The sequence below is a fragment of the Maritimimonas sp. 2210JD6-3 genome, from assembly GCF_056591795.1.
Map to the genome: position 1 here is coordinate 1 of NZ_JBWQOJ010000047.1, position 22,340 is coordinate 22,340.

General features: G+C 34.0%; 20 protein-coding genes, 1 tRNA gene and 1 pseudogene. 16 read left to right on the forward strand and 6 right to left on the reverse strand.

Annotated elements, in window-relative coordinates; translation table 11 throughout:
* Positions 1–77 precede the first annotated feature (77 nt).
* The 5 genes from fabD (at position 78) to AC1EUY_RS14550 (ending at position 5,188) form a co-directional block, all read left to right on the forward strand.
* The gene (gene fabD, locus AC1EUY_RS14530) at positions 78–968 is read left to right on the forward strand and encodes an ACP S-malonyltransferase (protein ID WP_480196275.1); all 891 of its coding nucleotides are present in this window, start codon (positions 78–80) and stop codon (positions 966–968) included.
* Positions 969–1,121: 153 nt separating this feature from the next.
* On the forward strand, positions 1,122–2,600 hold the full coding sequence (gene glpK, locus AC1EUY_RS14535) for a glycerol kinase GlpK (RefSeq protein WP_480196276.1): 1,479 nt from the start codon (positions 1,122–1,124) through the stop codon (positions 2,598–2,600).
* A gap of 2 nt (positions 2,601–2,602) precedes the next feature.
* Complete coding sequence (locus AC1EUY_RS14540; RefSeq protein WP_480196277.1) at positions 2,603–2,998, forward strand: hypothetical protein; 396 nt, start codon at positions 2,603–2,605, stop codon at positions 2,996–2,998.
* 2 nt (positions 2,999–3,000) lie between these two features.
* Complete coding sequence (locus tag AC1EUY_RS14545; protein WP_480196278.1) at positions 3,001–3,537, forward strand: pyridoxamine 5'-phosphate oxidase family protein; 537 nt, start codon at positions 3,001–3,003, stop codon at positions 3,535–3,537.
* Between the two features lie 4 nt (positions 3,538–3,541).
* Complete coding sequence (locus AC1EUY_RS14550) at positions 3,542–5,188, forward strand: glycerol-3-phosphate dehydrogenase/oxidase (protein WP_480196279.1); 1,647 nt, start codon at positions 3,542–3,544, stop codon at positions 5,186–5,188.
* A 3-nt stretch (positions 5,189–5,191) separates the two neighbouring features.
* On the opposite strand, the gene AC1EUY_RS14555 is transcribed toward AC1EUY_RS14550, so the two are convergent.
* Positions 5,192–6,469, reverse strand: a complete 1,278-nt coding sequence (locus AC1EUY_RS14555; RefSeq protein ID WP_480196280.1) for an MFS transporter — start codon at positions 6,467–6,469, stop codon at positions 5,192–5,194.
* A gap of 8 nt (positions 6,470–6,477) precedes the next feature.
* Positions 6,478–7,137: a hypothetical protein gene (locus AC1EUY_RS14560; RefSeq protein ID WP_480196281.1), complete on the reverse strand. Its 660-nt coding sequence runs from the start codon at positions 7,135–7,137 to the stop codon at positions 6,478–6,480.
* A 145-nt stretch (positions 7,138–7,282) separates the two neighbouring features.
* Between AC1EUY_RS14560 and AC1EUY_RS14565 the strand changes: the two genes are divergently transcribed.
* On the forward strand, positions 7,283–7,984 hold the full coding sequence (locus AC1EUY_RS14565) for a hypothetical protein (RefSeq protein ID WP_480196282.1): 702 nt from the start codon (positions 7,283–7,285) through the stop codon (positions 7,982–7,984).
* Positions 7,985–7,996: 12 nt separating this feature from the next.
* Here AC1EUY_RS14565 and AC1EUY_RS14570 read toward each other — a convergent pair whose 3' ends face one another.
* From AC1EUY_RS14570 to AC1EUY_RS14580, 3 genes are read right to left on the reverse strand one after another with little or no spacing between them, the layout of a single operon-like run.
* Positions 7,997–9,805 carry a GNAT family N-acyltransferase gene (locus AC1EUY_RS14570; protein ID WP_480196283.1) on the reverse strand — a complete coding sequence of 603 codons (1,809 nt, stop codon included), beginning with the start codon at positions 9,803–9,805 and terminating at the stop codon, positions 7,997–7,999.
* 34 nt (positions 9,806–9,839) lie between these two features.
* A complete protein-coding gene (locus AC1EUY_RS14575; RefSeq protein ID WP_480196284.1) occupies positions 9,840–11,090 on the reverse strand; it encodes an aspartate kinase in 1,251 nt (416 codons plus the stop codon).
* Complete coding sequence (locus AC1EUY_RS14580) at positions 11,090–11,566, reverse strand: N-acetyltransferase family protein (protein ID WP_480196285.1); 477 nt, start codon at positions 11,564–11,566, stop codon at positions 11,090–11,092. The genes AC1EUY_RS14575 and AC1EUY_RS14580 overlap by 1 nt, the downstream gene beginning before the upstream one ends.
* A 114-nt stretch (positions 11,567–11,680) precedes the next feature.
* Here AC1EUY_RS14580 and fbp point away from each other — a divergent pair, with 114 nt between their 5' ends.
* Complete coding sequence (gene fbp / locus AC1EUY_RS14585; RefSeq protein ID WP_480196286.1) at positions 11,681–12,700, forward strand: class 1 fructose-bisphosphatase; 1,020 nt, start codon at positions 11,681–11,683, stop codon at positions 12,698–12,700.
* On the opposite strand, the gene AC1EUY_RS14590 is transcribed toward fbp, so the two are convergent.
* Complete coding sequence (locus AC1EUY_RS14590) at positions 12,697–14,292, reverse strand: FMN-binding glutamate synthase family protein (RefSeq protein WP_480196287.1); 1,596 nt, start codon at positions 14,290–14,292, stop codon at positions 12,697–12,699. The two genes, fbp and AC1EUY_RS14590, sit on opposite strands and share 4 nt — an antisense overlap.
* A gap of 81 nt (positions 14,293–14,373) precedes the next feature.
* On the opposite strand from AC1EUY_RS14590, the gene folB reads away from it, so the two are divergent.
* From folB to AC1EUY_RS14635, 9 genes and pseudogenes are all read left to right on the forward strand, one after another.
* The gene (gene folB / locus AC1EUY_RS14595) at positions 14,374–14,730 is read left to right on the forward strand and encodes a dihydroneopterin aldolase (protein WP_480196288.1); all 357 of its coding nucleotides are present in this window, start codon (positions 14,374–14,376) and stop codon (positions 14,728–14,730) included.
* 60 nt (positions 14,731–14,790) lie between these two features.
* Positions 14,791–14,861 (forward strand) — tRNA-Cys (locus AC1EUY_RS14600).
* 96 nt (positions 14,862–14,957) lie between these two features.
* Entirely contained in the window at positions 14,958–15,818 is an 861-nt protein-coding gene (locus tag AC1EUY_RS14605) for an MBL fold metallo-hydrolase (protein WP_480196289.1), read from the forward strand.
* Between the two features lie 10 nt (positions 15,819–15,828).
* Positions 15,829–17,565, forward strand: coding sequence for a S8 family peptidase (locus tag AC1EUY_RS14610; protein WP_480196290.1), 1,737 nt, complete (start codon positions 15,829–15,831; stop codon positions 17,563–17,565).
* Between the two features lie 109 nt (positions 17,566–17,674).
* Positions 17,675–19,543 (forward strand): M1 family metallopeptidase, encoded by a 1,869-nt coding sequence (locus AC1EUY_RS14615; RefSeq protein ID WP_480196291.1) that lies wholly within the window; start codon positions 17,675–17,677, stop codon positions 19,541–19,543.
* 100 nt (positions 19,544–19,643) lie between these two features.
* Positions 19,644–19,896 (forward strand): annotated as a pseudogene (locus tag AC1EUY_RS14620) (IS3 family transposase); the annotation flags it as partial.
* A gap of 161 nt (positions 19,897–20,057) precedes the next feature.
* A complete protein-coding gene (locus AC1EUY_RS14625) occupies positions 20,058–20,255 on the forward strand; it encodes a hypothetical protein (protein WP_480196292.1) in 198 nt (65 codons plus the stop codon).
* A gap of 573 nt (positions 20,256–20,828) precedes the next feature.
* Positions 20,829–21,830, forward strand: a complete 1,002-nt coding sequence (locus AC1EUY_RS14630) for a DNA-binding protein (RefSeq protein ID WP_480196293.1) — start codon at positions 20,829–20,831, stop codon at positions 21,828–21,830.
* Entirely contained in the window at positions 21,831–22,271 is a 441-nt protein-coding gene (locus AC1EUY_RS14635) for a type II toxin-antitoxin system death-on-curing family toxin (protein WP_480196294.1), read from the forward strand.
* Positions 22,272–22,340: the final 69 nt, after the last annotated feature.

The following is a 22,340-nucleotide window of genomic DNA, read 5'->3' on the forward strand; positions in this document are numbered from 1 at the left end:
AATAAAAAAGATAGCTAAATATAAAAAATAGTTTAGTTCTATTTCGTTATTTTTGTGTAACACAAAAAATTAACTACATGCACGCATATATTTTTCCTGGTCAGGGTGCTCAATTTTCAGGTATGGGACTAGATCTTTATGAGCAATCTCCTGTGGCTCAAGATTTATTTGAACAAGCGAATGAAATCTTAGGATTTCACATTACAGATACCATGTTTGAAGGTTCTGACGAAGAATTAAGACAAACTAAAGTAACACAGCCAGCAATTTTTCTACATTCGGTAGCTTTAGCTAAAACCATTCAAGATTTTACACCCGCTATGGTGGCTGGTCATTCATTAGGTGAGTTTTCAGCCTTGGTAGCGAATGGAACACTCGATTTTGAATCTGCTTTAAAATTAGTTTCACAACGTGCTTTAGCCATGCAAAAAGCCTGTGAATTACAACCTTCAACAATGGCAGCGGTTTTAGGTTTGGATGACGATGTAGTAGAAAAAATATGTACCACAACAGAAGGTATTGTTGTAGCGGCAAACTATAATTGTCCAGGTCAGCTCGTAATCTCAGGAGAAATCGATGCCGTTAACAAAGCATGTGAAAATTTAACCGCTGAAGGGGCTCGAAGAGCATTGGTTTTACCTGTTGGTGGAGCTTTTCATTCTCCACTTATGGAACCCGCTAGAGAAGAACTGGCAGCAGCCATAGAGAGTACAACTTTTAATGAGCCGAATTGTCCCATCTATCAAAATGTAACGGCAAGTGCTGTAAATTCTGCAGCTGAAATTAAAAACAACCTTATTGCTCAGCTAACGGCACCAGTGAAATGGACACAATCAATTCAACAGATGATAAAAGATGGCGCTACCGAATTCACTGAAGTAGGTCCAGGAAAAGTATTGCAAGGATTGATGCGTAAAATAGATCGAAGCGTTACAGCTAACGGAGCTATATTCGAACAAAATGCATAAGCTACTACTTCAGGTTAGCAAAGACCCTGCTGTAAATCAAGGGTATGATTTAGGCTATAAAGTAGGTTACATTTTAGGTAAGGTTTTACCATTTATCATCTTGGGTATTATTATATTTTGGGTTGTGAAATATTCCAAAAAGAGGAAATATAAATGAAATATATTATTGCATTAGATCAAGGTACTACAAGCTCTAGAGCAGTACTTTTCGATGATAAGGGAAAACAATTAGCTATAGAACAACAAGAGTTTACGCAATTATTTCCTAAATCGGGCTGGGTAGAACATGATCCTAATGAAATTCTAGAAACACAACTTAAAACACTTCATCATCTACTAAAAAATAATGATATTGCTGCGCATTCTGTAGCTGCAATAGGTATTACCAATCAACGAGAAACGGCTATTGTTTGGCATAAAAATACGGGGCAACCCATTTATAATGCCATCGTTTGGCAAGATAAACGTACCGCTTCTATTTGCGAAAATTTAAAAGAAAACGGACTAGAAGCATATATTAAAAACACTACAGGCTTGGTAGTTGATTCCTACTTCTCTGGCACGAAAATCAACTGGATTTTAAATAACGTTAAAGGCGCGAAAGAACAGGCTGAAAAAGGAGAATTATTATTTGGTACGGTTGACACATGGCTCGTTTGGAATCTTACCAATAAACAAGTACACATCACAGATTATAGCAACGCTTCGCGTACCATGGTCTATAATATAAAATCACTCTCATGGGATGAAAAATTGCTCAAAGCACTTGAAATTCCGATCTCTATGCTGCCAGAAGTCAAGCCTTCGAGTTATCATTTTGGTGATTATGAACTTGATGGCATAAAAATTCCTATTGCTGGTATAGCCGGAGACCAACAGGCTGCACTTTTTGGGCAAGCTTGTTTTGAAAAAGGAGAAGCTAAAAACACTTATGGTACAGGGTGCTTTATGCTTATGAATACAGGCAAAGAACCTCAATTTTCAGAAAACGGATTGTTAACCACCATCGCCTGGGGTATCGATGATAAAGTATATTATGCTTTAGAAGGTAGTGTTTTCGTTGCAGGTGCTGCCATTCAGTGGTTACGCGATGGTTTAGAGCTTATAAAAGATGCGAAAGAAACAGAAATTTTGGCAGCTTCTGTAGAAACAGATGATGTAGTTGTAGTTCCTGCTTTTGCAGGATTAGGAGCACCCTATTGGGATATGTATGCGCGTGGCGCTATTTTCGGTCTTACCAGAGATACAGGTAAAAATCATCTTATAAAAGCTACATTGCAATCGTTAGCTTATCAGACAAAAGATTTAGCGAATGCCATGCAAGAAGATGCAAAGGCTATTATAACCTCACTTAAAGTGGATGGAGGAGCATGTGCAAATAATCTACTGATGCAATTTCAGGCAGATATATTGGATGCTACTATTGAGCGACCAAAAAATATAGAATCTACCGCTTTAGGTGCGGCATATCTTGCAGGAATCAAAGTTGGATTATGGAAAAAAGAAACCATTATTAAGAATAAAAACATCGAACAGTCTTTTTCACCAAAAATGGATGCCGACATACGAGCAAAACTTTACAAAAAATGGAAAAAAGCAGTTGAGAGAAGTATGAACTGGATAGAAGAGTAATTATGAAGAAAGATATCGAAATTCCTGAAGTTTCAGGTGTTTATATGGCAATTATCCATTCGTATAACGAAGTTTTTAAAACCAATGATTGGAATGCTTATATTATTAATGATAAAGAGCAAGCCTTAGAAATGGTTTTGATCGTTTCTCATGGTTTTGATGGGGATACTAAAACCTCAACCATGCGGCATAAGTTAGAAAAACTTCCAGCTAAATCGGGGGCTAAGGTAGAATTAATGCAAGATGAAGTTTTAAAACTCAACAATGAATTTAAACTTACTTTTTTTGCTGAGAATACATTATACGAAAAGACCTTTCTTTTTAAAAAAAACAGTATTAAAGAAAGTGCCTTACGGCACATTTCAATCTTAAATGAACGTGGAATTATAGCGAAATAACAATGGCAAAATTTTATGATCGTATTCCAAAAAGAGTACAAGATTTTATTGAGAACCAGAAGTTATTCTTTGTCGCTACCGCACCTAAAAATGGTAGTATCAATCTTTCCCCTAAGGGCATGGATTCATTTAAAATCTTAAATGATAAGCAAGTGATGTGGTTAAGTGTAACAGGAAGTGGTAATGAAACTGCAGCTCATGTATTAGAAAATGGTAGAATGACGATTATGTTTTGTGCATTTAAAGGGCCACCGAATATTGTTCGTTTATATGGTCAAGCGCAAGAAATAAAACCTACAGACAACCATTGGAATCAATTATACGCATCATTTGAAGCCCTCCCAGGCTCCAGACAAATCTTCATTTTAGACTTAGAAAAAGTGCAAACGTCTTGTGGTATGTCAATTCCCTTTTACGAATATATCGGTGAACGAGAACAACTTAATGATTGGGCTAAGGTAAAAACACAAGAAGAACTAGAAGCCTATTGGCAAGAAAGAAACACAAAGAGTATAGACGGATTACCCACAGGAATTTAATTATATGCAGACCTTTTCATATTTCGACAGAGAACAAATTACCAGAAGATTAAAATCAACTGAGTTTGACATACTTATTATCGGTGGCGGAATCACAGGTGCTGGTATTGCGCTTGACGCTGCATCTCGCGGTATGAAAGTAGCACTTGTAGAGAAAAATGACTTTGCATCGGGCACCAGTAGTAAATCAACAAAATTAGTACACGGAGGTTTGCGGTACCTAAAACAATTTGATTTTTGGTTGGTGAAAGAAGTAGGTACAGAACGGGCTATCGTACATAAATTGGCTCCTCATTTAGTCATTCCCGAAAAAATGATACTCCCTCTAATTGAAGGAGGCACGTATGGAACATGGTTAACCTCTATCGGACTTAAAGTATATGATATTCTCGCTGCTGTTGAAGGTGATGATAAACGTAAAATGTTGAATAAAAAACAAGCCCTTAAAAAAGAACCGTTACTACCTGAAGAAATATTAAAAGGAGCCGGTTATTATGCTGAATACAGAACAGATGATGCGCGTTTGACCATAGAAATTATTAAAACTGCACTTAGGTACCGTGCTACTGCTATTAATTATGTAAAAGCTGAAGAATTTATTTACAAGAAAAAACGTGTTGTAGGTGCCACCGTAAAAGATTCTTTTACGAATGAAACATATGCTATTAGAGCAAAATACGTAGTCAATGCTGCTGGACCTTGGGTTGATGAATTACGTGAAATCAACCAGTCTAAAAAAGGTAAAAAACTGCAATTAACGAAAGGAATTCATTTGGTAGTTCCTTATGAAAAACTTCCTGTAAAACAATCGGTTTATTTTGATGTACCAGATGGAAGAATGATGTTTGCCATACCCAGAGGAAAAGTAACTTATTTCGGTACAACCGATACCAAATATGAGTTCGATAAAGATACCATACCGATCACCTTAGTAGATGCCACGTATCTAATAAGTGCTGTCAATAACATGTTTCCAAATATTGAACTTACGCTTGATGATATTGAATCGAGTTGGGCAGGTTTGCGCCCTTTAATCTTTGAAGAAGGGAAATCGGCTTCTGAGTTATCAAGAAAAGATGAAATTTTTTATTCTGACACAAAACTTATTTCTATTGCTGGAGGTAAATTAACAGGTTACCGTAAAATGGCTGAGCGTGTTGTGAGTATGGTGGCTAGAAAGTTAAAAAAACGTTTCGAACAAGAATTTGATGAGGTAAGCACTGATGAAATTATGCTTACCAAAAAGCCTTTTAAAAATTATAAAGAAGTACAATCCTATATTACTGCTATAGTAAACAAAATTAAATCTAAAGGCTTAACAAAAGTAGATGCTTCTTATTTAGTACATAATTATGGTAAGCAAACAGATATCATCATGAAGAGTTTCGATAGATTTGAAGACAAAGATGTTGCGAAACGACTCATAAAAGCAGAATTAGATTTTTGCCTAAAAAATGAAATGGTTTGTACACCCTTAGACTTTATTACACGTAGAACAGGACGTTTATTCTTTGATAAAAAGAATACAGATGACTTACAAGATATTGTTATAAATGAGTTTGCATCTTGCCATAATTGGAACAAAACAACTCTTAATCGTTATAAAAGAGAATTAAATAATAGGTTAGCTGAAGTTACTAATTTTCAATAAAGACTAAGCTGTTTCTTCATGTTTTTCATGTGCTTCTAAATCTTTAGACAAATCTAATTTTCTAAACGTTGGCGACACCAAACCAGTGGTTATAACCGTGATTAATGTCATCGTTCCGCCAAAAACTACGGCAGTCACAGTACCCATTAACTTGGCCGTTAAACCGCTTTCAAAAGCACCTAATTCATTAGAAGAACCGACAAACATAGAGTTTACAGAAGCAACTCTCCCTCTCATATTATCGGGTGTTTTAAGTTGTAAAATTGTCTGACGTATCACCATAGAAACACCATCGGTTACACCACTAAAGAACAAAGCCACAATCGAAATCCAAAATGTTGTTGATAATCCGAAAACAATGATACAAAGCCCGAAGCCAAATACAGCAATCAATAATTTCATTCCTGCATTTTTACTAATAGGTAAATACGCAGTAATCAACATGGTAATGGCAGCACCCACAGCTGGAGCAGCTCTCAGCGCTCCAAATCCTTCTGGACCTACTTTTAAAATATCTTGCGCATAAATAGGTAACAATGCTACGGCACCACCAAACAGTACAGAAATCATATCTAACGTGATGGCACCAAAGATAGCTTTGGTTTTATATACAAATCGTACACCTTCTTTCAAACTTTGCCATACAGGCTCTCCTATTTTTGGATTTAGAATTGGTTTCTTTTTTATAAAAAATACTAAATATAAGGAAAGCATAACCAAACCAAAAACAATTGCCAAAGACCAATGCACTCCTATCCAATAGATGGAAAATCCTGCGAAAGCAGGTCCTAAAACGGATGCTATCTGCCAGGTAGAACTACTCCAGGTAGCAGCATTGGGATACAATCTTTTAGGAACGATCAATGCGATTAAAGAAAATATGGTAGGCCCAAAAAATGAGCGTAAAAACCCACCAAAAAACACCAAAGTATAAATACCGTATAAAACGGAATTTTTATTCCATCCGTCTATAAATTTAGGCCATGTTAGAAAAAATAATCCTAAACTAATCAATGAAAATGCTGCGATACAAAGCGCAAGAAGATTTCGTTTTTCTTTTTGATCTACAATGTGTCCTGCAAATAGTGCCATAGAGACCGCAGGAATTACTTCCATTAAACCAATAATACCTAATGATAACGGATCTTTCGTAAGGCTATACACCTGCCATTCTATAATGATGAATTGCATAGACCATCCGAAAACTAAAAAAAAACGTACTAACAAAAAGATGTTGAACTCTTTAAATCTGAGTGAAGCATAGGGATCCTTCTTTTTCATAAAAAAGATTATTTTAACTTCATATTCATTAAAATAGAAAATGTTTCGTTAATATCTTCTTCTTTAACCACAATAGTCACCTCATGTGTAGAGGATATTACTTCTTGAACTGAAATATTCGCCCAAGCAATTTGCTTTAAAATGTAGTAATAAATACCCGATTGTTCTGTATTCTCTTTAGGTAACTTTATTGTTAAAGAAGCTAACGTTGCCTGTGAATAAAGTTTGACTTCATTTTTAAAGATAGTTTCTATCTTATCCTTTTGTGAAGTGTTAATAATAAGATTTGTTTCAAAAACACCTTGTGAAATTGTAAAAAAACTATCTTGATGATCTTGAACTTCTTTTAATAAAGTCGTAATATTTTTAAGTAATGATGTTGAGTTTTTAAAAGTATAACTACTCAAATCTGAGCGCACTATAAAATCACCTGATGAAATCGCCATCTTTTTGATATTACGGCGCACTTTTAAAACATTAGAAGGTGACAATCTATTGATGGCCATCATAATAGCACCGTCTTTAACTTCTTTTTTAAGAACATTTTCTACCTCAGGTTTTATAACACGTGCTAGAGAAGATACATTTATTAGTTTATCGTATAATGCTTCTTCAATAAATGGTGTTTTACTAACAATAGAAACTACCGCTTCTTGTATGGTTTTCATGTTTAATTTTGTACAATTTGTTTAAAAAACAAAAGTATGTTAATTTTTATATTCAGAAGTAACTATCACTTAACTATTTTTATCTTATAGATTGTTCATAGATTTTAATAGATTTGTCAGATAAACTAATAAAAACTAAGAAAGTATGTCTGAAGAAAATAAAAATCTAGGAGATGATTTACAAGAAGGATTCGAAAACGCTAGTGAAAAAGTGAGTGAAGCTACTCATGAGTCTGGAGAAAAACTAGCGGATCTCGCTGGTGAAGCAAAAGAAGCAGCAAGTAAAGCAGCTGATGTAATTAGTGAAAAAACAGCTGATCTACGCGAAGAGACTGCTGATGCATTAGAAAATGCTAAAGAAGTGGCTGGCAATGTAGCAGAGCAAGTAGGTGAAAAAGCTAGTGAACTCAAACAAGACGCTAAAGAATTTGCTAGTAAAGCAAGTGAAGTTATTGGTGAAAAAACGGCTGATCTACGCGAAGGGGCTGCTGATGCATTTGAGAATGCTAAAGAAGTGGCTGGCAATGTGGCAGAGCAAGTAGGTGAAAAAGCTAGTGAACTCAAACAAGATGCAAAAGAATTTGCTAGTAAGGCAAGTGAAGTTATTGGTGAAAAAACGGCTGATCTAAAAGAAAATGCAAAAGAAGTTTTTGCTGATGTAAAAGAAGAAACAGCAGAATTTGTTGAAGATGCAAAAGAAGTATTAGGCAATGTTACTGAAAAAGCAGGTGACTTTGCAGAAGATGCTGGTGAAAAATTAGCCGATCTTGCTAGTGATGCAAAAGAAGAATTAAAAGAAGCGACAGGGAAAACCAAGAATTTCTTTCAACGCTTGTTTGGTAAATAAAATAAAAGAGGCTTAGGCCTCTTTTTTATTTTCAGATAATTTTTGTTCTAGTTCTGCCTGAAATTCCTCCATAACAGGTTTTACAGTGCTTTCTGGTATATCGGCAATACGAATATACATTAAACCATCTATAGCATTATTAAATTTTGGATCAACGTTAAACGCCACTAATCTAGCATTCTGCTTTACATATTTTTTAAGAAGCACAGGCATACGTAAACTACCAGGCTCTATCTCATCAATAATTTTATCAAACTTAACCATATCGGCTTGACTCTCATCAAAAACAAAGTCTTTATCAGCATCTTTTAATTGTACTTTATATTCCTTTTTTGGATGGATGTACTGTGCTAAATAGGGATCATAATAATGAGACTTCATAAATTCAATCATCAAAGACTTAGAGAAATTCGAAAACTGATTACTAATACTCACACCACCCATTAAGTATTTATATTCAGGATAACGTAATGTAACATGCACAATACCTTTCCACAACAGAAATAAAGGCATTGGTTTTTGTTGATATTCTTTAATGATAAATGCCCTTCCCATTTCAATAGTTTGCGACATCATTATATTTAATTCAGGCTCTAAACGGAAGAGTGTATTTATATAAAATCCGTTTAAACCATACTTTGAATTGATATCTTTTCCAAGCCCCATACGATAAGCACCTACTACCTTCTCAGCTTGGTTGTCCCACAAAAACATATGATGGTAATAATTATCATATTCATCTAAGTCTATCGCATTGTTTGTTCCTTCACCAACTGCTCTAAACGTAATCTCTCGTAAACGACCAATCTCTCTTAAAACACTAGGTATCATATTACTTGAAGTAAAAAATACTTCATAACTTTTACTCTCGAGTAATCGAGTATCATTATCGCGTAAACGATTAACCTCAGCAACGACACTTTCTTTAGAAACGGGTTCTATAATGTCTTTGGGTTGTTTAGGAATTTTAAGATTAGGCTTCTTAATTAGAGTTTTATCTGCCTGAAAAGGATTTGCAAGCATATATGTTTTCTTTCGAATAAATGCATGAAATTCATCAATTTTATCATGCTGTTCTTGATCTTTTACAGAAATAGGCTTTCCTATTCTTACTTTAATAGTTCGGCTCTTTTGCGTTAGCAATTCAGAGGGTAGTTTCGCCGTTCTTAGTGTACCACTTATTCTGGAAAGAAAATAAAATAATTTACTATTCTTCGCATGAAAATAAATAGGAATAACAGGTACTTTCGCTCTATGTATCAATTTTATTGCACCTTCTTCCCAAGGCTTATCAACAATTAATTTTTCATCTTTGTACGTAGAAACTTCACCTGCTGGGAATATCCCCAAAGGCGCACCACTCTTTAAATGTAACAATGCATTTTTGATCCCTGAAACACTAGATTGCGCATCTTTTCTATCTTCAAAAGGATTCACTGGCATTACATAGGGTTTCAGTGGCTCTATTCTATGTAACAGAAAATTGGCTATAATTTTAAAATCTGGTCTTTTTTCAACAAGTAATTTTAATAATAGAATACCATCTATACCTCCTAAAGGGTGATTTGATATTGTAATGAATGACCCTTCTTTAGGGATTCTTTTTAAATCTTCTTCGGGAACTTCAAAATCTATTTGAACTTCATTCAGAATGGCATTTAAGAAGGTAATATCGTTTTTATCTTTATGCTTATTGTAAATTTGATTGAGCTTAGAAACGCGAAGTACTTTTAGCAAAATCCATCCTATAAAGGTTCCTAAAAACCCATATTTATCAAGATTTACAACCTTTGCTATTTCTTTTGCCGAAACTAAACTCATGGATAAAATTAGAGAATCCCAAATATAGAAAAAACTAGGCAATCACAATCTGTACCGTCTCTTGAGTTACTTGTTTTAACAATACTTTATTAGTACGTTCAATTTCTTGGATAGATTCTGGTGTAAAATGCCTAATAGTATATAGCGTAGCATTGGTATGATAATGTATATCAAACTTATCTTTTAGCTCAACTAACAAGCTTTCAAATTTATTATATTTATCATCCATACAAACAGAAAAGCTTATAGCAGAATTTTGTATAAGATTTACCTTCATCTTATAAAGATGTAGTAACTTAAAGATCTCACTTATATTATGTTCTACTATAAAAGAAAAATCTATTGAAGATATTGATAATAGAATCTGCTCTTTTTTAACAATAAAACAAGGTAATTCAGGGACAATTTTATGACCCTTAGTAACTCGTGTTCCATCATTTAAAGGATTTACAAAAGATTTTACATACAAGGGTATTTCTTTTCTTTGTAGAGGTTGTAGTGTTTTTGGATGTATTACCGAAGCACCATAAAAAGCCAATTCTATCGCCTCTTCATAAGAAATTTGTTCTAGTAATTGCGTTTTTTTAAAATGTCTTGGGTCAGCATTTAACACGCCAGCAACATCTTTCCATATGGTAACACTATCTGCATCAAAACAGTAGGCAAAAATACCTGCTGTATAATCTGAACCCTCTCTACCTAAAGTGGTCGTATTACCTCTAGCATCACGTCCCAAAAATCCTTGAGTAATAAATAAGGTTCCATTTTTTATGATGTTTTTTATTCTGTTTTCTGTTGCGTTCCAATTGACTTTGGCATCTCTGTAATAACTATCTGTTTGCACAAACTCACGTACGTCTAACCAAGTATTTTCAACGTGAATGTTTTTAAGATATTTACTTAAAATCGTCGTAGAAATTAATTCTGCCTGGCTTACAATCTGATCATAGATATAATTATAATCGGTCGATTCATTTTCAGCAAAAAAGAAAACCACCTTAGAAAAGAATACATCTATTTTATGAATTACATGCGAAGCTTTATCTTCAAAAAGATCATTAATAATCGCATAGTGATATTCTTTTATTTCATCTAAAATATCTTGAAGACCATCCGTTTTATGGTAATAAGCCTGTGTAAGTTTTTCGAAAGCATTGGTCATTTTTCCCATTGCAGAAACTACCAGAAAAACATCATCAGCACCCACTTGCTGAAGAACCTTTGCTACATTTTTTACTCCACTTGCATCTTTTATAGATGCACCACCAAACTTAAATACTCTCATTATTGCGCTAGATAATTTTTCATTTGAACTCTGTTCATTTGACACAAATTCCAGTTCTCTATCATCGTAACACCTGTGCTTACATAAAAATCTATTGCTGGTTTATTCCAGTCGATTACTTCCCACTCTACTCTACCTGCTTCTTGTGTATAAGCAGTCTTAATTACTTCGGTATATAATGCTTTGCCTATTCCTTTTCCTCTATAATTATTATTTACAATTAAATCTTCTAGGTGTAATGATTTTCCTTCCCAAGTAGAATATCGTTTGTAATATAAAGCCATCCCTACAATATCATGATTACTTTCAGCAATAAAAACCTCAAATTCAGGATGTTCCTTAAAACCATCGCACTCCAAATCTTGAACAGAAATTTTTACAGCATCGGGCTCTTTTTCATAAATAGCTAATTCTTGAATTAGTTTGTGAACAGCCTTCATATCTTCTTTTTTTCCTTTACGGATTTGAAAATTCATACTGTAAAAATTAAAGTTTGGCTAAAGTAAAAAACTTTTTAAAAGTAGTGCGAAAACGTTATAGTTTTAAAAAGAAAAGCGATATTTGTGCAAAATTCAACATTACAATTTGCTATGCAAAAACACAGTACGCTGGGAGAGTTTATTATCAGCAATCAAAAGCAATTTAAATATACCTCAGGTGAACTTTCTAGACTTATCAATTCTATTAGACTTGCCGCCAAAGTAGTAAACCATGAAGTAAATAAAGCCGGATTGGTAGATATTTTAGGTGATGCAGGAGATACCAATGTTCAAGGTGAAGATCAGCAAAAGCTTGATGTCTATGCTAATGAAGTTTTTATGAAAAAACTTACAAAAAGGCAAATAGTTTGTGGTATTGCCAGTGAAGAGGAAGACGATTTTGTAACAATTTCTGGTAATAATGAAAAAAATGATAATAAATATGTTGTTTTAATAGATCCGTTAGACGGTTCATCAAATATTGATGTCAATGTTTCTGTGGGTACTATTTTTTCAATTTATCGAAGAGTCACCCAGCCAGGTACACCCGTTCAGATAGAAGACTTTTTACAAAAAGGCGATAACCAGGTAGCTGCTGGTTATATAGTATATGGAACATCTACTATGCTTGTATATACCACAGGGCATGGTGTAAATGGTTTTACTTTAAATCCCGCAATTGGTACTTTTTATTTATCGCATCCTAATATGCAATTTCCTGATACCGGATCGATTTATTCAATAAATGAAGGGTATTATATTCATTTTCCACAAGGCGTAAAAGATTATTTAAAATATTGCCAAATGGAAGAAGAAGACAGACCCTATAAAGCACGTTATATTGGTTCTTTGGTATCTGATTTTCACAGAAATATGATTAAAGGAGGAATTTATATATATCCTACAAGTTCTAAAGCTCCCAAAGGAAAACTACGTTTATTATATGAATGTAATCCTATGGCATTTTTAGCAGAACAAGCTGGTGCAAAAGCTACCGATGGTTATCAACGCATTATGGAAATTCAACCAACAGAACTACACCAACGTGTGCCTTTTTTCTGCGGTAGTAAACATATGGTCTCTAAAGCAGAAGAATTTATGGCTAAATATCCTGAAGATGCTAACTATTAGACCATAGCTGAGATTTTTTCTTTAGTCAGAAAAGGCTTATATATTTCTGGCACAGTGCTTTCATCTAATAAACACCCTACTTTCATTTCTGGGTACATCTCATCATACTTTACTACTTTAGAAATGCCTATCCTTTTATTAATATGTTTTCTTCGTATCTCATTCGGTCCATTTAATCCTGATGCAGCTACCATTTCTAAAAAACTATGAATTGTTTCCTCATGAAAATTTGCAGTTCGTGGTGCTTTATCTTCAACCACCAGTCCCTTCATTAAAGATTTATTTTGCGTAGCAACACCCACTGGGCAGGTGTTATTATTACACAATAGGGCTTGAATACAACCAACAGATAGCATCATAGCACGTGCACTATAACAAATATCTGCACCTAAAGCAATCGCCCTAGCCATATGAAAACCTGTAATAATTTTACCTGAAGCGATTACTTTAATCTCTTTTTTTAAATCGAAACCTACTAAAGTATCATGTACAAAAACCAAGCCTTCTCGTAATGGCATTCCAATAGAATTAGAAAATTCTACTGGAGCCGCACCGGTACCTCCTTCACCTCCATCAACCGCGATGAAATCAGGCATAATTCCTGTTTTTAACATTGCTGTACAGATATCAATAAATTCTTGCTTCTTACCAACACACAATTTAAAACCAACAGGTTTACCACCCGATAAATCTCTTAGTTTTTTGATAAAATGTAATAATCCTTCGGCATCAGAAAAAGCCGAATGCGAGGGTGGAGAATGTACAGCTACACCTGGCTTTACATGACGAATTTTTGCTATCTCCTCTGTATTTTTCTTGGCAGGTAATATACCTCCATGCCCAGGTTTTGCACCTTGTGATAATTTTAATTCAACCATTTTTACCTCAGGACGCGTAGCATTTTGCATATATCTCTCTTCACTAAAACCTCCCTCTTCATTTCTACAACCAAAATAGCCAGTACCAACTTGCCATATTAAATCACCTCCATACTTCAAGTGATATGGACTTACACCTCCCTCACCAGTATTATGTGCAAAATGACCCATTTTAGCTCCTTTATTCAATGCCATAACCGCATTCTTACTTAGAGACCCAAAACTCATCGCAGATATATTTAACAAACTACATGAATAGGGTTGTTTACAGTCTTTTCCGCCAACTACAACTCTCGGAAAATCTTCTTCTTTGGCAACTATTGTCGATGCGTACATAGAATGATCCATCCATTCATAACCAGATCTATACACATTCATTTGGGTTCCAAAAGGAGCCGTATCATTTACTTTTTTAGCACGTTGGTATATTAAGGATCGATATATTCTATTTAAAGGTCTTCCCTCGGTATCAGTTTCAACAAAATACTGCATAATTTCTGGCCTTATAGATTCTAAAGCATAACGAAATCTTCCCAGTAATGGAAAATTTCTGCGTATGGTATGACTTTTTTGCAATACATCATACCAACCCATAAAAAATAAGGGAGCTACAATTATAAATGCCCAAAGAAAAGGTCTCCAGAAATAAGAAACCAATAAAACTAAAATTACCGTAGTTATTGAAATAATAATAAATTGTTCGCGTGCCTTCATAAATAATATTTGGTGCTAAATTTAAGAAATTCATAAAAGTAGTCTAAAGATTACAGCTATATTTGTGCAAATTTATCTTGAATGGGAATTATAAAAGTAGAAAACATTCGTTTGTATGCTTACCATGGATGCCTTGATGAAGAAGGAAAAATAGGTTCAGAATACCGTGTTGATCTTGCTGTAAAAGCAGATTTATCTAAGTCTGCGAAAACAGATAATCTAAATGATACTGTAGATTATGTTCATCTTAATAAAATTGTAAAAGAAGAAATGGCCATACGTTCTAAATTATTAGAAACAGTTGCCGATAAAATTCTAGATCGCATTTTAAGTGAAATAACTATGGTAAAAAAAGCTACTGTTGAAGTTTCTAAGATAAACCCACCTATTGGAGGTAATGTAGCTATGGTAACTATTAAGATGAACAAGAAACGATAATAATGCTCATTTTTATTGTACAAAAAGTTAATTTGGTTAAATTTGTAGCCCATTAAAAATGGCGTCGTGGCCGAGTGGCTAGGCAGAGCTCTGCAAAAGCTTGTACAGCGGTTCGAATCCGCTCGACGCCTCTAGAAAAACCTCACTTTATTCAAGTGAGGTTTTTTGTATTCTTTAACAATTATTTCGCTTATTTTCAGCATATTTGTAAACTTTTTTACCCAAATATGACGATCTATCCTATTCAGACCGGAAATTTTAAACTCGATGGCGGTGCTATGTTTGGTGTAGTACCCAAAACTATTTGGCAAAGAACCAATCCAGCAGATAGCAATAACATGATCGAAATGGGTATGCGCTGTCTGCTTATCGAAGATGGTAATCGCTTGCTATTGATTGATAATGGTTTAGGCAACAAACAATCAGAAAAATTCTTCGGATATTATTACCTATATGGAGATTTTTCCCTTGATGGGGAATTGGCAAAGTTAGGATTTCATCGCGATGATATCACTGATGTGTTTTTAACACACTTGCATTTTGATCATTGTGGAGGAAGCATTCAATGGAATAACAATAAAACAGGATATGAACCTGCTTTCAAAAATGCGAAATTCTGGAGTAACGAAAGTCATTGGCAATGGGCAACGCAACCTAATGCTCGTGAAAAAGCATCTTTTTTAAAAGAAAATATACTGCCTATTCAAGAGAGTGGGCAATTAAACTTTGTGTCAGTCCCAGATACAGAGTATTTAGAAAATTCTGAACTCGGTTTTGGCATTTTATTTGCAAATGGTCATACAGAAAAACAAATGTTACCGCATATTGAATATAAAGGTAAAACAATTGTGTTTATGGCAGATCTATTGCCTACTGTAGGTCATATTCCATTACCGTATGTTATGGGATATGATACTCGACCATTACTAACTTTAGATGAAAAAGCAATATTTATGAATGCCGCTGCTGATAACGAATATTATTTATTCTTAGAACACGATGCTCATAACGAACTGTGCACGGTACAACACACAGAAAAAGGAGTACGACTTAAAAACACATATACATTTAACGAAATATTTAATTAAAATAATGAAGATGAAGATTTTAAAATCAATTTCAGTAGCGTATTTAGCTACATTAATTTTGGTAGCCTGTGGTACAGCAAAAACGACTACGCAAACTACTGCAGAAACCCCTAATACACCCGAAATACCAAAAACTCCAGAAGGGCAACCCATCGTAAACGAAACACCCGTAGTTGCTATTAACATGGTCGCTAAAAAAGGTGAAATGACCGATGCTGAGATAAAAGCGTGGCCTCATATGGATATCTATAAAGATTCTGTACCAGGCATGAGCTTAGATAAAGCTTATAAGTTTTTAAACGGCAAAACGGGTAAAACAGTAATTGTAGGTGTTATTGATTCTGGTATCGATGTTGAGCATGAAGATTTAAAAGATGTTGTTTGGGTAAATGAAGATGAAATTGTCAACAATGGTAAAGATGATGATAACAACGGTTATGTAGATGATATTTACGGATGGAACTTTTTAGGTGGTGAAAAAGGTGCTGCGAATCCAGAGCAATTAGAATTAACGAGAATGGTTCAAAAATGGACCCCTAAATTTGAAGGGAAAACAGCTACAGATATTGAAGAAAAAGATAAGGCTGACTTTGAACTATATACTAAGTTAAAAAAGATAGTTGACGATAAAAGTGCGAATGCGCATAACCAAGTACTACAATATACTGCCATTAAAAATGTGGTAGTACAGGCTAATGATACTATTCAAAAAATACTTGGTAAAAAAGAGTACAACTTACAAGAAGTAAATGGCATTGCCCTAGCTAAGCAAGAGCTTATGCAAGGTAAAGCCATTATTATGAACATTATTGGTTCTGGTGAAACCGTAGAAGGTGCTTTACCGCAGTTAGATGACGCCATCAACCATTATAAAAATCAACTTGATGCGCAATATAAATTAGATTTTAATGGTCGCGTTGCTGGTGATGATCCGTATGATATCAATGACAGAATTTATGGTAATAATGATGTAATTGGTTCTAAAGACGACGAAAGTCATGGTACACATGTATCGGGTATTATTGCTGCCAAACGTAACAATGGCATTGGTATGAATGGCGTGGCAGAAAATGTAAAAATTATGGCAATTCGTGCTGTACCCGATGGTGATGAATATGATAAAGATGTAGCCTTAGCCATTCGTTATGCAGTAGATAATGGTGCGAAAGTAGTGAATATGAGTTTTGGTAAAAGTTATTCACCAAATGCTCAATGGGTATTTGATGCTATAAAATATGCAGCAGATAAAGATGTATTATTAGTGCATGCAGCGGGTAATAGTAGTGAAAATATGGATACAGAAGATAATTTCCCAAATGATGCTAAAGATAAAGTGAACGAAATTGCTGATAATGTAATCACAGTAGGTGCCATGACCCGTCATTATGACGAAAAGTTAGTGGCTTCTTTTTCTAATTTTGGCGCTAAAAACGTTGATATTTTTGCTCCAGGTTTAGAGATTTACTCAACCTTCCCGAAAGATAATTATGAATCTATTCAAGGTACTTCTATGGCTTCACCAGAAGTAGCTGGAGTGGCAGCGCTAATTCGTTCTTACTATCCTACACTTACGGCTAGTCAGGTTAAACACATTATTATGGATTCTGGTATCGAATTCAAAAATGATGTTATTTTGCCAGGTAGTAAAGCTGATTTAGTTCCTTTTAAAAATTTGTCAGTTTCTGGCAAGATATTAAACGCTTACAATGCTTTAAAACTAGCAGAGAAAATAGCGAAAAAATCATAAGTTCGCTTATGCGGAATCTAAAAAAGCGCACTCAAAATTGAGTGCGCTTTTTTTGGTATCATACTTGATATTGGTATCTTGCAGAAGATAATCCAACTAAAATAATTTTATGAGACATATACTAGTAATGCTATGCATGCTGATATCATTAACTACCGTTGCTCAAAGCACCTCCTACTGGCAACAACATGTTGATTACACTATGGAAATCAACATGAATGTAGAGAATTTTCAGTACGACGGAAAACAAAAAATAGTCTATACCAACAATTCTCCTGATACGTTAGACAAGGTTTTTTACCATTTATTTTTTAATGCCTTTCAACCTGGAAGTGAAATGGATGTAAGACTTCAAAATATTAAGGATCCAGATGGTAGAATGACAAATAATATAGGAACCAAAGAAAAACCTATTATAGAAAGTAGAATTTCTAAATTAAAGCCTGACGAAATCGGTTTTATTAAAGTAAATTCTCTAAAACAAAATGGAGAAGATGTTTCGTATGAGTTGTATGGTACGGTATTAAAAGTAATGCTCAACAAACCCATTGCACCTGGCGAAAAAGTGACTTTTGACATGGATTTCAAAGGGCAAGTACCCTTACAAATACGTCGTTCGGGCAGAGATAGTAAAGAGGGTGTAAAATTATCGATGACACAATGGTATCCTAAACTAGCAGAATATGATTTTGAAGGATGGCATGCCAATGCCTATATCGCTAGAGAATTTCATGGTGTTTGGGGTGATTTTGATGTAAAAATCACTATCGACAAAGACTATACAATTGGTGGTTCTGGATATTTGCAAAATCCAAATGAAATCGGACACGGATATGAAACAGAACCTATGAGTAAAAAAGCTATAAGAGCTCGTAAAAAGCAGAAAAAACTTACTTGGCACTTCAAAGCACCCAAAGTACATGATTTTACATGGGCAGCAGATCCAGAATACATACACGACAAAATACAAGGTGAGAATAATGTGACACTTCACTTTTTCTATAAAAAGACCTTAGAAAAAAAGTATTTAGAAAATTGGAAAAATTTACAACCAAAAACAGCTGAGCTTTTATCGTTTTTTAATAAAAATATAGGTGAATATCCTTACAAACAATATTCTGTTATTCAAGGTGGTGACGGTGGTATGGAATACGCTATGTGTACACTTATCACTGGCGAACGTAAATTTGGAAGTCTCGTTGGTGTAACCTCACATGAATTGGCACATACTTGGTTTCAATTTTTACTAGCTACCAATGAGCAAAAGCACGAATGGATGGATGAAGGTTTTACGTCGTATATTTCAAATCTAGCGATGAATCATGTGTTTAACAAGAAGAATGACAATCCTCATGAAGGTGCTTTTCAGAGTTATGCCTATTTAGCAAAATCTGGATTAGAAGAACCACAAACCATGCATGCAGATCGATATAACAATAATATGGCATATGGTATTTCTGCTTATAATAAAGGGCAATTATTCTTAGTACAGTTAGGCTATATTATCGGTGAAGAAAACTTACAAAAAACGATTAAACAGTATTTTGAAGATTTTAAATTTAAGCATCCTACGCCTAATGACGTAAAACGTACTGCAGAAAAAATTTCTGGTTTACAACTCGATTGGTTTCTAAATTATTGGACACAGACTACAAAAACGATAGATTATGAAGTATCAGATATAAATGGAAAAAAAATTTCCTTGAAACGTATTGGAGCTATGCCTATGCCTATAGATCTAAAGGTTACGTATGCAGATGGTACTACAGAAGATTTTTATATTCCTTTACGAATGATGTATGGTAAGAAGCCTACAACAGCTACCACTATTGATAACTGGTTCTGGACTTCACCATCGTATGATTTTGAAGCCAAAAAAGCAGTACAATCTGTAGAGATCGATCCACTACATCAAATGGCAGATATTGATAGAACCAATAATAAAAAGACTACTACGCTAGAAAAAATTAAAGGGTAAATTCATTTACTTGAAATAATAAAGCCGCTCAAAAAAAAGCGGCTTTATTTATATTATATATGTCCCTTCCTAAAATAAGTTGACACAAAATCGACTTATTATGAAAAGTACAGAAAACAAGAGTAGAAAGCGTATTCAACGCGATTACAACTTAGGCTTTAAATTGGCCTTAGTTGCTGAGGTAGAAAAAGGCAACTACACTTACAAACAGATTCAAAAAGCATATGGTATTCAAGGTAGAAATACTGTTTTTGGTTTGGTTGAGAAAACATGATATATTAGATGGGACTAAGCCAAATTTTCATACCAGGCCAAAATCTAAAGAGACACCAGCGCAAAAGATAAAGCGATTATAACAAGAACTGGAAGACGAGAAACTAACAAACCATCTTTTGAACACAATGATTGATGTGTCCGATAAATAATTCGGCACCTCTATTAGAAAAAATCTTTTATCCCAACAATCCAAATCATCAGACAAGGCAAAGGGCTAAACCTCTCACGTTCTTGTAGATTGGCAGGGATAAGTAAACAGGTTGTTTATCAACATATCAAACAAAAAGAAGCACGCGCTAAAGTTTTATCACAGGTAAAACCTTTAGCATTATCCATTCGCAGAGATATGCAAAGAATAGGCACACCTAAGTTGTACTATTTACTAAAGCCAGACCTTGATAGATTACAAATAAAAATAGAGAGAGATGCCTTGTAGTACTTCTTCCTTCTTTTCACATGCTATCATTACTGCCAGCACAGCAATAAGCATTAGTAGTTTTTTCATAATGAATAATTTAAGTTAGATAAGACTAAGTCATAATCTCAAAATAAAGAATTTCTTGAAATCAACTATCCCCAGGGCAAGCCACAGGGGTATTTCGCTGGTTTCATTTTGACATCAGGGTCAAAAACCGAAATCCTATTATTTAGATTCCCGTTTTCACGGGAATGACAATTTCAACGGATACCCCGATGCAAGCATGCGGGGAATTCTTTTCGATTAAACCTTTCACAACGTACTAAGATAATTTAGTTTGTTTCTTAAAATATTTTCTGCGAACTTCGCTTATCAATCGCTAAACGGAATTAAAACTCTACTTAAGCTTAGCGTTGTGTACAAGCTGAATCACTAAATAATCTTATTCTTTAAATAAATGATCTTATCTTTGTTGTATTCTTTTGGATATTATGTATTTAAGGTGAATTATTAACAATGTTTAGAGTTATTAACATCCTACCCTCATCAATGTTGGTACCATATACAAGTTATTAACAAAACAATAGGAAAATGAAAGACTTAACGGCATCTAACATAGATAGACAAAACATATTGAACAACATTTTGGTTCTAAATAATCTTAGAGATTACTTTGGTCTTCCCGGAATGTTATTTCAAGAAGAATATAAATATACAAAGCAACAAATTACTGAATTTTACCAAATAGATTCGGTTACTGTAGAAAGATATCTTGAAAGTAATGAAAGAGAACTGAAACATAATGGATACACCGTTTTAAAAGGTAAAAATTTAAAAGAATTCAAGACTCAATTTGGACACATCCTAAACCTTTCAAGTAAAACATCACAGCTTGGAGTTTTCAACTTTAGATCTTTTTTGAATCTAGGTATGTTATTGGTTGAAAGTGAAATGGCCAAAGCTTTAAGAAGCAAGATTCTTGATATAGTAATAGATACGTTAAATGAAAAATCCGGAGGTTCTACAAAATACATTAATCAACGTGATGAAGACTTTTTGAATACTATTTTGAAAGAACCTCATTATAGAAAAGAATTTACTCAAGCTTTAAATCTCTACATAGACTTAGGGAATTTTAAATACTCTCTCTACACAAGCAAAGTTTATGAATGTATTTTCAAAGAAAATGCCATTGAGTACAAGAAAATTTTAAACTTAAGCGAAAAAGATAATCCAAGGGATACAATGTATGCTGAGATATTAAAATTAATAGCATCTTTTGAAACTGGTTTAGCTCATGAAATGAAAGAAAAATATGATTCTCTTGGACGTAAACTTTCAAAGTCTGAAATGGATCAACTTCTTAAAGATTTTTCAAACCATCCTCTTTTTAAACCTCTTATAGAAGATGCAAGAAGTAAAATGGCAAGTAGAGATTATGGATTTAGAAAAATTTTTCACGATAATTTGAAAAATTATATAAACTCTGTTTCTCAATCTGACTTTGAAAGATTCCTTGGTGAGAAAAGTAAAGCTCTTGAAGAGAGGATAGATGAAAATATAGACGTGTTTAAAAGGTTAAAAAATAGATAAATGCCATTCATATATTTTGATTTTGAATACGCCGTAAAAGAACATGACTATATTATTGAGCATTCGGGTGGATTAACGGGAGCGAAAGATTTGGGTAATTTACATGCTGCTTTAGAGTTTGTTCAAAACGACATATACTATCCTGAATTAGAAGATAAGGTGTCTTATTTATTTTATTCTATAAATAAAAATCATGCTTTCAATGATGGTAATAAAAGATCATCAATAGCTCTAAGTGCATATTTCCTCGAAATTAATGGTCTCGGATATATCATATCAAAGTTTATCGCTCATATGGAAAATATTGCTGTGGATGTTGCAGATAATATTATAGAAAGAGATTTATTGCATGAAATTATTACTTCGATAATTTATGATGATGAGTTTAGTTATGAGTTAAAATTGAAAATTATTGATGCTAAATCTAATAATGGAATATAAATGCCAGTACACAACAAAGAGGTGTATAATTAATTACTACCGAATTCCATCGCAGGAATTCACTTGAAT